Source organism: Pseudomonas mendocina (genome assembly GCF_900636545.1).
Lineage (GTDB): Bacteria > Pseudomonadota > Gammaproteobacteria > Pseudomonadales > Pseudomonadaceae > Aquipseudomonas > Aquipseudomonas mendocina.
Genome location: NZ_LR134290.1, coordinates 2614750 through 2628656 on the forward strand (window position 1 = coordinate 2614750; position 13907 = coordinate 2628656).

12 protein-coding genes are annotated in these 13907 nt (G+C 64.5%); 2 read left to right on the top strand and 10 right to left on the bottom strand.

Translation table 11 applies throughout. The features are described from left to right. Nucleotides 1-63: 63 nt before the first annotated feature. The 3 genes from EL191_RS12070 to EL191_RS12080 are packed head-to-tail and all read right to left on the bottom strand — an operon-like array spanning nucleotide 64 to nucleotide 2347. Nucleotides 64-834, bottom strand: a complete 771-nt coding sequence (locus EL191_RS12070; RefSeq protein ID WP_013715561.1) for an alpha/beta hydrolase family protein — start codon at nucleotides 832-834, stop codon at nucleotides 64-66. Beyond that, complete coding sequence (locus EL191_RS12075) at nucleotides 831-1919, bottom strand: DUF3182 family protein (protein ID WP_041979557.1); 1089 nt, start codon at nucleotides 1917-1919, stop codon at nucleotides 831-833. The genes EL191_RS12070 and EL191_RS12075 overlap by 4 nt, the downstream gene beginning before the upstream one ends. Continuing rightward, nucleotides 1919-2347, bottom strand: coding sequence for a hypothetical protein (locus EL191_RS12080; protein ID WP_232005474.1), 429 nt, complete (start codon nucleotides 2345-2347; stop codon nucleotides 1919-1921). The genes EL191_RS12075 and EL191_RS12080 overlap by 1 nt, the downstream gene beginning before the upstream one ends. Before the next feature lie 188 nt (nucleotides 2348-2535). Here EL191_RS12080 and EL191_RS12085 point away from each other — a divergent pair, with 188 nt between their 5' ends. Next, nucleotides 2536-5001: a glycogen/starch/alpha-glucan phosphorylase gene (locus EL191_RS12085; protein ID WP_041979189.1), complete on the top strand. Its 2466-nt coding sequence runs from the start codon at nucleotides 2536-2538 to the stop codon at nucleotides 4999-5001. A gap of 54 nt (nucleotides 5002-5055) precedes the next feature. Here EL191_RS12085 and EL191_RS12090 read toward each other — a convergent pair whose 3' ends face one another. From EL191_RS12090 to EL191_RS12115, 6 genes are all read right to left on the bottom strand, one after another. Then, nucleotides 5056-5277: a hypothetical protein gene (locus EL191_RS12090; protein ID WP_041979187.1), complete on the bottom strand. Its 222-nt coding sequence runs from the start codon at nucleotides 5275-5277 to the stop codon at nucleotides 5056-5058. Nucleotides 5278-5416: 139 nt separating this feature from the next. Further along, a complete protein-coding gene (locus EL191_RS12095) occupies nucleotides 5417-6391 on the bottom strand; it encodes a lysylphosphatidylglycerol synthase domain-containing protein (protein ID WP_041979184.1) in 975 nt (324 codons plus the stop codon). Beyond that, complete coding sequence (gene clsB, locus EL191_RS12100; protein WP_041979182.1) at nucleotides 6388-7590, bottom strand: cardiolipin synthase ClsB; 1203 nt, start codon at nucleotides 7588-7590, stop codon at nucleotides 6388-6390. Before clsB ends, EL191_RS12095 begins: the two co-directional genes overlap by 4 nt. Then, nucleotides 7587-8375, bottom strand: a complete 789-nt coding sequence (locus tag EL191_RS12105; protein WP_041979180.1) for an endonuclease/exonuclease/phosphatase family protein — start codon at nucleotides 8373-8375, stop codon at nucleotides 7587-7589. Before EL191_RS12105 ends, clsB begins: the two co-directional genes overlap by 4 nt. A gap of 16 nt (nucleotides 8376-8391) precedes the next feature. Next, nucleotides 8392-9660, bottom strand: a complete 1269-nt coding sequence (locus EL191_RS12110; RefSeq protein ID WP_041979178.1) for a zinc-dependent alcohol dehydrogenase — start codon at nucleotides 9658-9660, stop codon at nucleotides 8392-8394. 167 nt (nucleotides 9661-9827) lie between these two features. After that, complete coding sequence (locus EL191_RS12115) at nucleotides 9828-10415, bottom strand: TetR/AcrR family transcriptional regulator (protein ID WP_013715570.1); 588 nt, start codon at nucleotides 10413-10415, stop codon at nucleotides 9828-9830. 129 nt (nucleotides 10416-10544) lie between these two features. On the opposite strand from EL191_RS12115, the gene EL191_RS12120 reads away from it, so the two are divergent. Next, on the top strand, nucleotides 10545-11756 hold the full coding sequence (locus tag EL191_RS12120; RefSeq protein ID WP_041979176.1) for an MFS transporter: 1212 nt from the start codon (nucleotides 10545-10547) through the stop codon (nucleotides 11754-11756). Between the two features lie 28 nt (nucleotides 11757-11784). Here the strand turns inward: EL191_RS12120 and glgX are convergent, their stop codons facing one another. Further along, nucleotides 11785-13905 carry a glycogen debranching protein GlgX gene (gene glgX, locus EL191_RS12125; protein WP_041979174.1) on the bottom strand — a complete coding sequence of 707 codons (2121 nt, stop codon included), beginning with the start codon at nucleotides 13903-13905 and terminating at the stop codon, nucleotides 11785-11787. Nucleotides 13906-13907: the final 2 nt, after the last annotated feature.

Sequence of the window (13907 nt, forward strand, 5' to 3'; positions counted from 1 at the left end):
TCCTGTTGCAGGTTAGGCGGGCAGATATGCCCAGAACGAACCACCACATCGAGGCACGGCGGTTCAGGAATAGCGCACCAGGTGATGCGGGTAATCGCCTACCCGCGCGCCTACCACCATCTCGCTGACCCAATCGATCAGGATGCGCGTATAGGCTTGCTGGTGGCGGTCCTCACTGAGCCCGTGGTCGGCGCCGGCCATGGTGCGATGGGTCAGCGAGTGCGCCTTGTCGAAGGCATTGCGGTAGCTCATCAGCGTGGTGTGCGGGACGAAGTCGTCATGCTCGGACTCCACCAGCAGCACGTCGCCGCGAAACTCGGAGCAGGCGCCGAGCGCCAGATTGTCCTGCGCGCGCAGTGGCGTGCGGCGGTACACGGCCAGCCGTGCAACGTCCAGTTGGCGCTTGGGCAGCTGCCATTGCTCGTCCCAGTACAGCGCCGGCACACGCAGGGCCAACCAGCGCACTGGGCGCCTCACGCTGAGCAGGGTGGCCAGGTAGCCGCCGTAGCTGGTGCCGATCACCGCGATGCATTCGGGGTCGACCGCCTCGTGCGCAGCCAACAGGTCGTAGGCGGCGAGGATGTCAGCCAGGTTGTCTTCACGCGATACGCGCTCCTGCGCTTCGACGTTACGTTCGTGCCCGCGCAGGTCGAAGGTCAGGCACACGCAGCCCAGCCCGGCGATACCACGGGCGCGGGCCAGGTCGCGTTGCTGGCTACCGCCCCAACCGTGCACGAAAAGCACGCCGGGGACCTTGTTCGGTGGCGTCAGCAGAGTCCCGGCGATGTGCTGGTCATCCACCAGAATGTCCAGGCTCTGGCTGCAGGCACTCATAACGGCCCCACCTTGACGTACTTGGCCAGCGGGCCGTCCTCGCTATCCTGCCCTTGATACAGGCAAATGGAGCCTGCCGGCGGCGGTACATCCCGGTAGAACTCATGGGTCGAGGCCTGCAGCGTTTGCAGATGCGGGTCCTTGATGAACGCTTCCAGGGCGAAGATTTCCGCCGCACTGGCCCCGCCGACACGCCAGGATTGCTCCAGCACGCCACTGCGTGACAGCCCGCGCGCATTCAGCCCCTGCGCCACGTCGTAGTTGCGCCGCGAGGCCCTGATGGAGGGGTAGACCTCCAGTGCCGCCAGTTCGAAGATGCGCGCCTGCTGCACAGCCAGGCGCACGGCGCGCGGCAGATCGAGGGTCATCAGCGCAAGATAGTCGCCGCGTACCAGTGTCAGGCGCGAGCCACCGTAGACCTGATTGCCGTGGCCGTCGTCAGTCAGTTGCTGGGTACCGTGGTAGCTCAAGGTGACGCCTGCCACCTGAATCTGGCCAACGCTGTAGGTACTGGGCTGCTGCAGATCCTCTTCCAGTACCAGGCCCTGTTCCCTCACACGCGGCTCATCGAATGCCGCCAGGGCATTGGCCAGCTCATCATGCGCTCGCACCACCTGCTGGCCTCGGCCGCCGGTGCCGTCTACCGGCTTCAGGCGTATCGGACCCTCGCGCAGCAGGCGCTGGCCAGCCTCGGCAGCGTCTTCCAGGTCGAAGACGCTGAAGCCCTGCAAGGTAACGCTTTCGACCTGCCAGGCTAAACGTTCGGACCAGCCCGCTGGCAGGTGGCGCGGTGCCTCGAGGGCCGGGTGACTGATGGCCTTGGTGGCGAGAAAGGCATGCCCGACCTGGCCGCCGAAGAAATCGTCCGGCCCGTCGATGCCCAGCGAGCCCACATCGCCGACCAACGTGTCCTCCGGCAGGAAGTAGTGGCGTCCGCGAATCTGCATGCCCGGCTGATAGGGGCCAAGAAAGGGGCAATCGAGCAGCTCGGCGAGCTTCTCGCCGAGCTGGCGTTGCACCATGCGTTCATGGGCCATGTGCTGAGCGGTGCCTGGTAGCAGAAGCAGGCCTCGGTAAGTGCCCATCATCGATCCCGCCAGGTGCCACCGGCACTTTCACAGTCGATGCGTACCTGCTTGAGGTCACCCGCCTGGTAATAGTGGGTGACCACCTTGGCATCGTTGGGCACCGCCGGGCGCGCCTCGCCCCGGTCGTCGTCGCCGGAGCGATAGTTGGTCAAGGTTTCCTGGGTCAGCGCCGCTTCGCAGCTGCCCAGCTTGGCCTCGGCGCAGCTGGCCACCTTGCGTTGTTCGCTGCTGATCATGTCCCCGGTTTCGTTATGGCATGACCAGTCGATGGCGCCCTTGTCCATGCCGGTGAACTCGTAGCAGAACTCCTGCTCGACTTCCTGTATGGCATCGCTGGATGCGCTGGCGCTGACGTAGCAGGCCTCGGCCAGCGCGTCGCCGGCCGTCAGCGCACCGACCAGAAGGCCGGGAATGATGGCTCGCATGATGATCTCCTCGACAATGGCATTCATGAGTTGTGAGGTAAGCCGCCAAGTCGAAGTTCAGGCTTTTTGATCAAAGGGGCGCCAGACAGAAAAACCCTGAACTCATCGCCGTTGCGAAGGCCACAAAGAAAAAGCCGAACCCATCGCTTCGGCTGCAATCGACGCGACGCGCGCGTGAGGGGATCGATATGAGCGAATCGCACAGCGAGGCCGAGAGTGCCGTAGCCCAGTTCAAGGCGGCCATCCTGGCCAAGCTGCGCTACGCCGTGGGCAAGGACCCGAGTACCGCCTTCGACCACGACTGGTTCGAGGCACTGGCCCTTGCCACCCGTGACCACATGATCGATCGCTGGGAGGAGTCCTCCGCCCAAGTCGAGCGCCAGGGCGCCAAACGCATTTACTACCTGTCCCTCGAGTTTCTGATCGGCCGCTTGCTGGTGGACAACCTGAGCAACCTCGGTTTGCTCGACGTGGCTCGCCAGGCCATGGCCGAGCTCGGTGTCGAACTCGAGCGCATCCGTCTGGTGGAACCGGATGCGGCGCTCGGTAACGGTGGCCTCGGGCGCCTGGCCGCCTGTTTCATGGAAAGCATGGCGACCTTGCGTCTGGCCGCTCACGGCTACGGCATCCGTTATGAACACGGGCTGTTTCGCCAGGCGATCATCGACGGCTGGCAGGCCGAACAGACCGAAACCTGGCTGGACTTCGGCAACCCCTGGGAATTCGAGCGTCCGGAAGTGGCCTATCGCATCGGTTTCGGCGGCGGCGTGACCACCCTGGACGATGGCAGCGGCAACACGCGGCAGTATTGGCAGCCGCAGGAGAGGGTGCGCGCCATCGCCTACGACACCCCGGTGGTGGGCTGGCGGGGTGCGTCGGTCAACACCTTGCGGCTATGGCGTGCGCGCGCTGAGGAGAACCTGCAACTGGATCGCTTCAATGCCGGCGATCACTTCGGCGCGGTGGCCGGCGAGGTTCGCGCGGAGAGCATCTCGCGGGTGCTCTATCCGGCCGACGATACCGAGGCTGGCCAGGAGCTGCGCCTGCGCCAGGAATACTTTCTGGTTTCCGCCTCGCTGCAGGATCTGCTCGAGCGCCACCTGCGCCTGCATCAGGACCTGCACTGCCTGGCGCAGCACGTGGCGATCCAGCTCAACGACACCCATCCAGCCATCGCCGTGGTCGAGCTGATGCGCCTGCTGGTGGACGAGCATCGCATGCCCTGGGCGCAAGCCTGGCAACTGACGGTGGCGACCACCGCCTACACCAATCACACGCTGCTGCCCGAAGCGCTGGAGTCATGGCCGGTGTCGCTGATGGAGCGTCTGCTGCCGCGGCATCTGCAGATCATCTACCTGATCAATGCCGAGCATATCGATGCGCTGCGCGCCAAGGACATCCACGACTTCCGCCTGCTGCGCGCAGTCTCGTTGATCGAGGAGGACCACGGCCGACGCGTGCGCATGGGCAACCTGGCGTTCCTCGGTGCGCACAGTATCAACGGGGTGTCCGCGCTGCATACGCGGCTGATGCGTGACACGGTGTTCCGTGACCTGCACCGGCTCTACCCCGACCGGGTGAACAACAAGACCAATGGCGTGACCTTCCGCCGCTGGTTGTTCCAGGTCAATCCGGGGCTCACCCATCTGCTCGTCGATGCCTTGGGCGAGCCGGTGCTGCAGCGCCCCGAGGAGCACCTCAAGGCGCTCGAACCCTACGCCGAACGCCAGGATTTTCGCGACGAGTACGCGCTATGCCGCCAGCGCAGCAAGGAAGCGCTGGCCGAGCGGGTGCGGCAGCTGCTGGGGATCAACCTCGACACCACGGCGATCTTCGACGTGCACGTCAAACGCATCCACGAATACAAGCGCCAGTTGCTCAACCTGCTACACACCGTGGCCTTGTACCAGGCCATCCGCAACGATCCAACCACCGACTGGGTGCCGCGGGTGAAGATCTTCGCCGGCAAGGCCGCAGCCAGTTATCGCCAGGCCAAGCTGATCATCAAACTGGCCAACGATATCAGCCGCACCATCAATGACGATCCCACCGTACGCGGCTTGCTCAAGGTGGTGTTCATTCCCAACTACAACGTCAGCCTGGCCGAAACCATCATTCCCGCGGCCGATCTGTCGGAGCAAATTTCCACGGCGGGGCTGGAGGCCTCCGGCACCAGCAACATGAAGTTCGCCCTCAATGGCGCCCTGACCATCGGCACGCTGGACGGTGCCAACGTGGAGATGTGCGAGCAGGTCGGCGAAGAGCATATGTTCATCTTCGGCATGACCGCGCAGCAGGTCGCCGCACGGCAGCGCCAGGGGCTGGAAATGGGCGATGTGGTGGCCGATTCGGAGCGCCTGGAAGCCGCCCTCGGTGCCATTCGCGCCGGGGTGTTCTCGCCGGACGATCCTGCGCGCTATGTAGGCCTGGTGGACGCGTTGCTGTACGAGGACCGCTTCATGGTCTGCGCCGACTTCGATGCCTACTGGAAGGCGCAGCGCCAGGTCGATCAACGTTGGCAGCGGCCTGAGCAATGGTGGCGTTCGGCGGTGCTGAATACCGCGCGGATGGGCTGGTTCTCCTCCGATCGCACCATCGCCGAATATGCCAAAGATATCTGGCAGGCGGCGCTGCCGCAGCGTGAGGGAGATTAATCGCAGCCTGTTCAACCTCTTGCAGCGACACACTGCAAGAGGTTGAACAGGCGTTCAGCGCTGTACGCGGTGCGCCGGCGTGCTGCCGCCTTTCTTCGGATGCAGGATGCGCGTGACCTGCACGTCGGTGAACTCGTTGGGCCATTCGAAGGTGTGCAGGGCACTAAGGTAGAAGCGTGCCTGGTCCGGCGTGAGCTGCTCGCGGTCCGACTCGACTTCGACGCTGTGGGGCTGGTTGTGCAGGATGTAGCTGATCAGATGCAGTGGCTTGGCCATGCGATGCCTCCGGTTTTGCTGAGTGATGTGAGATAGACCAGCCCACCTCGCTTGCAAGTTCCCGCCATCCGCCGGGTGGCAGTTGCAGGCCGCAGTCCGCTGCGCCTGGTGCAATTGCACCAGGCATTGTTTGCATCCGCTAGCCGGGCTGGGTCTCGATGCGCTGCTCGCCCTGCTTGCGCAGAGCTTTCGCGCGTTTCTCCAGCACCAGGTAGGTGACGCTGGCCAGCAGCAGCGGCAGCAGGTAATAGAGCACGCGATAGGCGAGCAGGGCGGCGATCAGGCTGGCCTGGCTGTACTGGTGCTGCAACAGGGCGAGAAATACCGCCTCGAGCACGCCCAGGCCGGCGGGGATATGCGCCACCACCGCAGCCATGCAGCTGATCAGCAGCACCCCGAGCACCGAGGTATAGGCCGCACCCTCCGGCAACAGCCAGAAGATCAGCGCCGCCATCAGCGCCCAGTTGCTCGCACCCAGGCACAGTTGCAACAGCGCCATCTTCAGCGAGGGCAGGGTGATCGACCGCTCGCGCAAGTGCCACACGCGTTGCCGCGCGAAAGCGCAGATACCGATATAGGCACTGACCACGCCCAGCAGCGCGAACCCCACCAACTGCAGGCCGGTGACGCCCAGGCCCCAGTTGTCGGGCAACTGCACCAGGCGCATGGAGAAGATCACCCCGGCCAGCGCCATGTAGCCGGTCCAGTTGGTCAGCAGGCTGAGGCTGAGGATGCGTGTCACCGTCGAGGCACTCAGGCCAAGACGCATGTACAGCCGGTAGCGCATCGCCACACCGCCGATCCAGGTGGTGAAGTTCAGGTTGAAGGCGTAGCAGACCATCGCCACCGGCATGACCTGGCGCGCCGGCAAGTGGTGGCGGCTGTACTGGCGACCAAGCAGGTCGTAGCAGCTGAATACCAGGTAACTGGCGCAGGTGAGCAGGACCCCCACTAGCAGGGTCTGGGCGCTGTAGTCCCCGAGCGCCTGACGCACCTCGCCCCAGTCCAGGTTGCGCGCCAGCATATACAGCAGTGCCGGTACCGCAAGTAGGAAGAACAAGGTCAGTGCGCGTTTGCCCCAGCGCATCCAGGGGTTGTTCTGGGCACCATTCATCCAGTTTTTTCCTCTTCATAGCCGCTGGCCTTTGCGTCCGGCGCCAGCGGTTTCAGTCTCTTGCGGTGCGCCGGCAGCCAGCCGGCGATGGCCGGAAAGCGGCGCAGAAAGTGAAAGCACAGGAACACCAGTGGCGCGCGCCACCAGTAGCCGCGTATCACGCGTTCGAGTTCGATGCGCTTGCAGTGCTCGGCGGACAGCTCGAGCAAATGGTCGTGCAGGTATTGGTTGAAGGCCCGGTCCTGAATCACCAGGTTGGCTTCCAGGTTCAGAGCCAGGCTCAGCGGGTCGAGGTTGCTCGAACCCACTGTGGACCAGTCTTCATCCACCAGTGCCACCTTGCCGTGCAGCGGGCGCTGGCAGTATTCGTAGACCACCACGCCGTGGCGCAGCAGATAGTTGTAGAGCAGGCGGGAAAAGGCCTGGACCCAGCGCATGTCCGGCTGCCCCTGGAGGATCAGGGTGACCTCTACGCCACGTTGTGCCGCGTTGCGCAGGGCGCGCAGCACGCGGTAGCCGGGGAAGAAATAGGCGTTGGCGATCACCACGCGCTTGTGCGCCGATTCGAAGGCGCGCAGGTGCTCGTCTTCGATATCAGTGGTGTGGCGTTCGTTGTCGCGCTCCAGCAGCATCACCCGCGCATCGCCCACCGGCTCTCTGGAAGGCTGCGCCGGACTCGGCTCGCTGAACGCCGGACGCAGTAGGCGCAGCATGGCCACATGCAGATCGCTGACGATCGGGCCAACCACTTCGACGGCATAGTCCTGCTTGGCCATTTCGCCATAGTCGCCAAGATGGTCGGCCGAGTAGTTGATGCCACCGACGAAGGCGCGCTGGCCATCGATCACCACCAGCTTGCGGTGCAGGCGCCGGAACAGGTTGGTCCGTACGCCGAAGCGCCTGGGGCTGGGGTCGAAAACGTGGATCTTAACCCCCTCGCGGGTCAATGCCGCGACGTACTCGTGCTGCAGGTCGGCGGTGCCGTAGCCGTCCACGGCGATGACCACGCGCACACCGCGCCGCGCGGCCTCGATCAGCACTTCCTGCAGCTCGAAGCCGACCTTGTCCTCACGGATGATGAAGGTTTCCAGCAGCACCTCGATACGCGCCGCGCGAATGCATTCGAACACCCTCGGGTAGTAGCCCTCGCCATTGATCAGCAGGCGCAGCTGGTTGCCATCTCGCCATATGCCGCTCACAGGTGAATCTCCGCTGCCAGTGGCGCGTGGTCGGACAAATGCGACCAGGGCCGAGTGGACAACACCTGCGGCTCGTACGCCGAGGCATTGCGGGTATAGATGCGATCCAGGCGCAGCCACGGCAGGCGTGCGGGAAAACTGCGCGCCGGCTTGCCGTGGCGATGCTCGAAAGCCTCGCGCAGGCCATGTGGTGCCAGCTGCTGGTCCGCACGCAGGCGCCAATCGTTGAAATCACCGGCGACTATCACCGGGGCATCGGGTTCGAAGGTCGCCAGCAGGTCGAGCAGCAGGCCGATCTGTTGGCGGCGGTGCGCTTCGCGCAGGCCAAGATGCACGCACACGGCATGCACCGCATCGTGACCCGGCACGTCGAGACGGCAATGCAGCAGCCCGCGCTGCTCGGTGCCGCTGACGGTCACATCGAGGTTGTGATGTTCGAGAATCGGGAAGCGCGAGAGCAGGGCGTTGCCGTGGTGGCCGTCCGGGTACACGGCATTGCGCCCGTAGGCGAACTGCGGCCACATGCTGTCGGCGAGAAATTCGTACTGCGGCACGCTCGGCCAGTCATGGAAACGCTTGGCGTGCAGAGCATGGTTGCCGAGCACCTCCTGCAGGAATACCAGGTCGGACCCGGTGGCCTGCACGGCGCTGCGCAGCTCGGGCAGGATGAAGCGACGGTTGAGAGCGGTAAAGCCCTTGTGCGTGTTGATCGTCAGCACGCGCAGGCGCTTGACCGGTGTCACGCGGTCGATGATCACCTCCGGCTTGGCAATGGTGTTGTTCATGTTCGGCCGCGCTCGCTCACAGGCTGCCGGGCTTTTTCGAGCGCGACTCGCCGAGCGGATCGGCTTCGGCAATGGCGCGATCGAGAAGCGCCTCGCCATGCACCTGTTCTTCGCTGCCGTGGCTGGCGTCGTTCTTCGCCGGCTGCAGTTGCACCTTGATCCAGCCGCTGTCACGTCGGTCGAAGGCCTTGAATGCTTCGATGGCGTCGCTCATGGGCTTGACCTGGGTGAGGATCTTCGCCGGGTCGATGCGCCCGGCCTGAACCATCTCGATCAGTTGCGGGATGTAGCGGCGATGGTTGCAGTTGCCCATGTTGACGCTGAGGTTCTTGTTCATCGCCTGGCCGATGGGAAACTCGCGCGCCTGTTGCGGATAGACGCCGATGATGCCCAGCGTGCCGGCCTTGGCCAGGGCATCGACAGCCCACTGCAGGGCCTGCTCGGGCGCATCGCCCGGTTGCCATTCGTGGCCTTCTGGCTGACGCGGCGAGTGGCCATGGACAGGGCACTGTGCATCGACGCCAACGGCATCGATGGCGCGGTCCACACCGATGCCATTGGTCAGTCGGCGCAGGGTTTCGACCGGGTCTTCACGGTCGAAGTTGATCACCTCGGCGCCCTGGCGGCGGGCCATGTCCAGGCGATCATCGAGATGATCGATGGCGAACACGCGTGCGGCACCCAGCAGCTTGGCGCTGGCGATGGCGAACTGGCCGACCGGCCCGGCGCCGAAGACGGCGACGGTATCGCCGCTACCGACTTCGGCCAGCTTCGCGCCGAAGTAACCGGTGGGGAAGATATCGGAAAGCAGGATGGCCTGGTCGTCGCTGATCTCGCTGGGCAGTTTCACCAGGCCGATATGGGCGAAGGGAATGCGTGCCATCTCGGCCTGCAGGCCGTGGAAGGCGCCGGTGATCTCCGGCCCGCCGTAAAAGGAGGTGCCGGCCTGCTTGCCATTGGGGTTGGCCTCGTCGCATTGGGCGTAGTAGCCGGCGCGGCAATAGCTGCAGTTGCCACAGGCGATGGTGGAGGGCACCACGACACGATCGCCGATGTTGAGGTTGCGCACATCGCTGCCCAACGCCTCGACGATGCCGACGGCCTCATGACCGAGGATGGTGCCCTTGCGCATGCCGCCCACGGTGCCACGCACGAAATGCAGGTCGGTGCCGCAGATCGCCGAGGCGGTTATGCGAATCACCGCATCGGTACTGGCCTGCACCTCGGGCTCAGGTACGTCGTCCAGGCGGATGTCGCCAATGTCGTGGAATACCACTGCTTTCATGATCGTCTCCCGTAAACCGGCGTCGCCGGTACTGCACACGAATGTCGTCGCATGTGTTTTCGAGTGCGGGAGAAAAACAGGGGTTCAGGTTATTTCTGCTCCGGGCGTTTCGCTGACTCCGATGATTGTCGTGATACTGGGCACTGTCGACGGGGCTGCTACCTGGCTTAGCGCTGCACCAGCAAGCCACGCAACATCAGGTCCAGCGCGGCGAGGCTGTCGGCCAGATGCGTCTGGCCTTGATCGCTGGCAGCGATCCATAACGTCGCTTCGGCCAGGCTGCCGTAAATCAGCGCCGCCAATATCTGCGGCTCTGCCCTGGCGATGATGCCGCGCTGCATCATGTCATCGATCAATTGCTGCATCGACTCGACGCACCGGCGTTGCGCTTCCGGTGATGCGCCGCCCAGCACGGCGCGTGCATCGCGAAGCACGATGCGCTGGATGTCGGGCTCCAGGGCCATTTCCAGATAGGCCTGGCAACGTCGGCGAAACCCCTGCCAGGCATCCTCGGCGTTGGTGGAAATGGCCTCGAGGCGTTCGTCCATCTCGCTGTCGATCTGCTGTACCACCGCGGCCAGCAGGCCTTTCTTGTCGCCGAAGTGGTAGTAGAGCGCGCCGCGGGTCAGCCCCGCCTGCGCAGTGAGGTCGTCCATGGATGTATCGGCGTAGCCGCGTTCAGTGAACACCTTGCGCGCCGTGGCGAGCAGCAGGGCGCGGGTTTCTTCCATCTCGGCACGGGTGCGGCGGGCCATGGTTCTCTCCTGGGTTACGGACCAGATGATTATTTACATACGCCGTGTATAAATATAGCCTTCTATTCATACGATCCGTATGTATATGCCCTGGCGCCACGCCTGGCGCCTGGAATCATGGAGAACAAGATGGCCAATCCTTACCGAGAACTCTTCACTGCGCCTGGCGCCACGGGCTTCGTCCTGGCGGGCTTGATCGCGCGCCTGGCGCTGCCGATGACGGGGATTGGCATCATCACCATGCTCGCCCAGTTGCGAGGCAGCTACACGCTGGCGGGCGCGGTATCGGCCACTTTCGTGCTGACCTACGCGTTGCTGTCGCCACAGGTTTCACGCCTGGTGGATCGGCATGGACAACGCCGCGTGCTGCCGGTGGCAACGGCTATCAGCGTGGCCGGGATGCTTTTGCTGGTGGCCTGCTCGTGGTGGAGGTCGGCCGACTGGTGCCTGTTCATCGGTGCTGCACTGGCCGGCTTCATGCCCAGCCTGTCGGCGATGGTGCGGGCGCGCTGGACGACCATCTATCGCGGCCAGCCACGCCTGCAGACCGCCTATTCACTGGAAACGGTATTCGATGAAGTGACCTTCATCGCCGGGCCGCCGCTGTCGGTAGGGCTGTGCATCGGCCTGTTCGCGCAGGCCGGCCCCCTGGTCGCTGCGCTGTTGCTGGCCCTTGGCGTCTTTGCCCTGGTGCTGCAACGCGGCAGTGAACCACCCGTCGAGGCACAGGCGAGCGAACTCGATACCTCGGGTTCGGTAATCCGTAACGGCAATGTGCGACTGCTGGCACTGCTGATGGTTGGCATGGGCATCATCGTCGGCACCGTGGACATCGTCAGCGTGGCCTTCGCCGAGCAGTTGGGGTGGCCCGCTGCAGCCAGCCTAATATTGTCGGCCTATGCCGCGAGCTCCTGCGTGGCCGGGTTGCTATTCGGGGCGCTGAACCTGACGACGCCGCTGCACCGTTTGCTGCTTCTGGGCGGTCTGGCCACGGCGCTGACCACCGTGCCCCTGCAACTGGCCGGCAGCATTGCAGAGCTGGCGGGTGCCGTACTGTTGGCAGGGCTGTTCTTCGCACCCACGATGATCGTGGCGATGTCGCTGGTCGAACGCCTGGTGCCCGAGCAGCGCCTGACCGAAGGCATGACCTGGCTGCTGGCGGGACTGAACGTCGGCGTAGCGACGGGGGCCGCCATATCCGGCCGGGTCGTCGACCAGAGCGGGGCACTGGCCGGATTCACCGTTGCCCTGGCTGCCGGCACGCTGGTACTGGCGGTGGCGCTATGGGGGCAGCAGCGCCTGCGCACGCCGCTGCCCGAACAGCCAGATACCGCCGGCTAGGCCGTTTAACGCGACCTCACGCCAACGTTCAGCGCTGCAGCTCCAGCAGTTGCAGCGAGCGACCGGCCAGTTCCAGGGTCTCGCTATACAAAGGGCGCTGCTCATCGGCTGCATCCGGCCGATGGGTGTCCACCAGACAGATCCAGTGCTTGCCGCCAGCCACTTCCGGTAGCTGGAAACTGCGAGCGTCGTGATGGGCATTGAGCAACAGCAACAGGGTGGCATCGGCACCACTGCGCTTGATGCCGGTGGGCTGGGCACGTCCGTCGAGCAGCATGCCCATGCAGCGCGCCTCGCCGTCGTGCCAGTGCGCCTCGGTCATTTCCTCGCCGCCGGGGGCCAGCCAGGTGACGTCCTTGACGCCCAACTCCTCGTTGTAATGCCCCACCAGAAAGCGCCCGCGACGCAAGATCGGGTAGCTGCGGCGCAGGGCGATCAGGCGTTGGCAAAATGCGGTCAGCGCCTGGCCTTCCTCGTCGATGGCCCAATCGACCCAACTCAGCTCGTTGTCCTGGCAGTAGGCGTTGTTGTTGCCGTGCTGGGTGCGGCCGAACTCGTCGCCGGCCAGCAGCATCGGCGTGCCCTGAGCGAACAGCAGGGTGGCCAGCAGGTTGCGCATCTGTTGCAGACGCAACTGGCGAATGTCCTGATCATCGGTTTCGCCTTCGCAGCCGTGGTTCCAGGAGATGTTGTGGTCGGTGCCGTCCTGGTTGTTCTCGTCGTTGGCCTCGTTGTGCTTGTGATCGTAGGACACCACGTCGCGCAGGGTGAAACCGTCGTGGGCGGTGATGAAGTTGACCGAGGCGAACGGGCGCCGGCCGCGCTGATTGTAGAGGTCGCCGGAGGCGGTGAGGCGGCTGGCCAGCGCGGCCAGCTCGCCTTCGTCGCCTTTCCAGAAGGCGCGTACGTTGTCGCGAAACTTGTCGTTCCACTCGGCCCAGCCGGGCGGGAAGCCGCCGACCTGATAGCCGCCGGGGCCGCAGTCCCAGGGCTCGGCGATCAGCTTGACCTTGCTCAACACCGGGTCCTGGCGGCAGGCGACAAGGAAGCTGTGGCGCTCGTCGAAACCGTCGGCATAGCGGCCGAGAATGGTCGCCAGGTCGAAGCGAAAGCCATCCACGCGCATTTCGGTGGCCCAGTAGCGCAGGGAGTCGGTGACCATCTGCAGCACGCACGGATGGCTCAGGTCCAGGGTGTTGCCGGTACCCGTGTCGTTCACGTAATAGCGGCGCTCGTCGGGCATCAGGCGGTAGTAGCTGGCGTTGTCGATACCGCGCATACAGAGGGTCGGGCCGCGCTCGTTACCCTCGGCGGTGTGGTTGTAGACCACGTCGAGAATCAGCTCCAGGCCCGCCGCGTGCAGGTGGGCAACCATCTCCTTGAACTCGCTGACCTTGCCGCTGGCCAGGTAGGCGGGGTGGGGCGCGAAGAAGCCGATGCTGTTGTAGCCCCAATAGTTATTCATGCCCTTTTCCAGCAGGTGCTGGTCGTTGACGAAAGCGTGCACCGGCAACAGTTCCAGGCTGGAGATACCCAACTCGTGCAGGTAGCGCAGCAGTTGCGGGTTGGTCAGCGCCGCACAAGTGCCGCGATGCGCGTCGGGCACCGCCGGATGGCGCATGCTCAGACCGCGCAGGTGCGCCTCGTAGATCACCGTGCTGTCCCAGGGGATGCGCGGCGGCGGTTGCTCGCCCCAGGTGAAGGCCGGGTCGATCACCTTGCACTTGGGCACGTAGGGTGCGCTGTCTCGCTCGTCGAAACTGAGGTCGCCATCCGGATCGCCGATGGTGTAGCCGAACAGCGCCTCAGACCATTGCAGCTTGCCCACCAGTTGCTTGGCATAGGGGTCGATCAGCAACTTGTTGGGGTTGAAACGGTGCCCGGCTTCCGGCTCGTAGGGGCCGTAAACGCGGTAGCCGTAGACCTGGCCAGGGCGCGCATCGGGCAGATAGCCGTGCCAGATCTCGTCGGTGTATTCCGGCAGTTCGATGCGTTCGATTTCCGTCTTGCCCTGTTCGTCGAACAGGCACAGCTCGACGCGCGTGGCATGCGCCGAGAACAGGGCGAAATTGACGCCGAGGCCGTCCCAACTGGCGCCCAGGGGGAAGGGTCTGCCTTCGGTAACGCGTGAGCGCTGTTGTTTGCGCATGG

What these genes read in the sequence shown, in the direction of transcription:
- EL191_RS12070 (WP_013715561.1), bottom strand. Translation starts at nt 834, where the DNA reads ATGAGTGCCTGCAGCCAGAGCCTGGACATTCTGGTGGATGACCAGCAC.
- EL191_RS12075 (WP_041979557.1), bottom strand. Translation starts at nt 1,919, where the DNA reads ATGGGCACTTACCGAGGCCTGCTTCTGCTACCAGGCACCGCTCAGCAC.
- EL191_RS12080 (WP_232005474.1), bottom strand. Translation starts at nt 2,347, where the DNA reads ATGCGAGCCATCATTCCCGGCCTTCTGGTCGGTGCGCTGACGGCCGGC.
- EL191_RS12085 (WP_041979189.1), top strand. Translation starts at nt 2,536, where the DNA reads ATGAGCGAATCGCACAGCGAGGCCGAGAGTGCCGTAGCCCAGTTCAAG.
- EL191_RS12090 (WP_041979187.1), bottom strand. Translation starts at nt 5,277, where the DNA reads ATGGCCAAGCCACTGCATCTGATCAGCTACATCCTGCACAACCAGCCC.
- EL191_RS12095 (WP_041979184.1), bottom strand. Translation starts at nt 6,391, where the DNA reads ATGAATGGTGCCCAGAACAACCCCTGGATGCGCTGGGGCAAACGCGCA.
- EL191_RS12105 (WP_041979180.1), bottom strand. Translation starts at nt 8,375, where the DNA reads ATGAACAACACCATTGCCAAGCCGGAGGTGATCATCGACCGCGTGACA.
- EL191_RS12110 (WP_041979178.1), bottom strand. Translation starts at nt 9,660, where the DNA reads ATGAAAGCAGTGGTATTCCACGACATTGGCGACATCCGCCTGGACGAC.
- EL191_RS12115 (WP_013715570.1), bottom strand. Translation starts at nt 10,415, where the DNA reads ATGGCCCGCCGCACCCGTGCCGAGATGGAAGAAACCCGCGCCCTGCTG.
- EL191_RS12120 (WP_041979176.1), top strand. Translation starts at nt 10,545, where the DNA reads ATGGCCAATCCTTACCGAGAACTCTTCACTGCGCCTGGCGCCACGGGC.
- glgX (WP_041979174.1), bottom strand. Translation starts at nt 13,905, where the DNA reads ATGCGCAAACAACAGCGCTCACGCGTTACCGAAGGCAGACCCTTCCCC.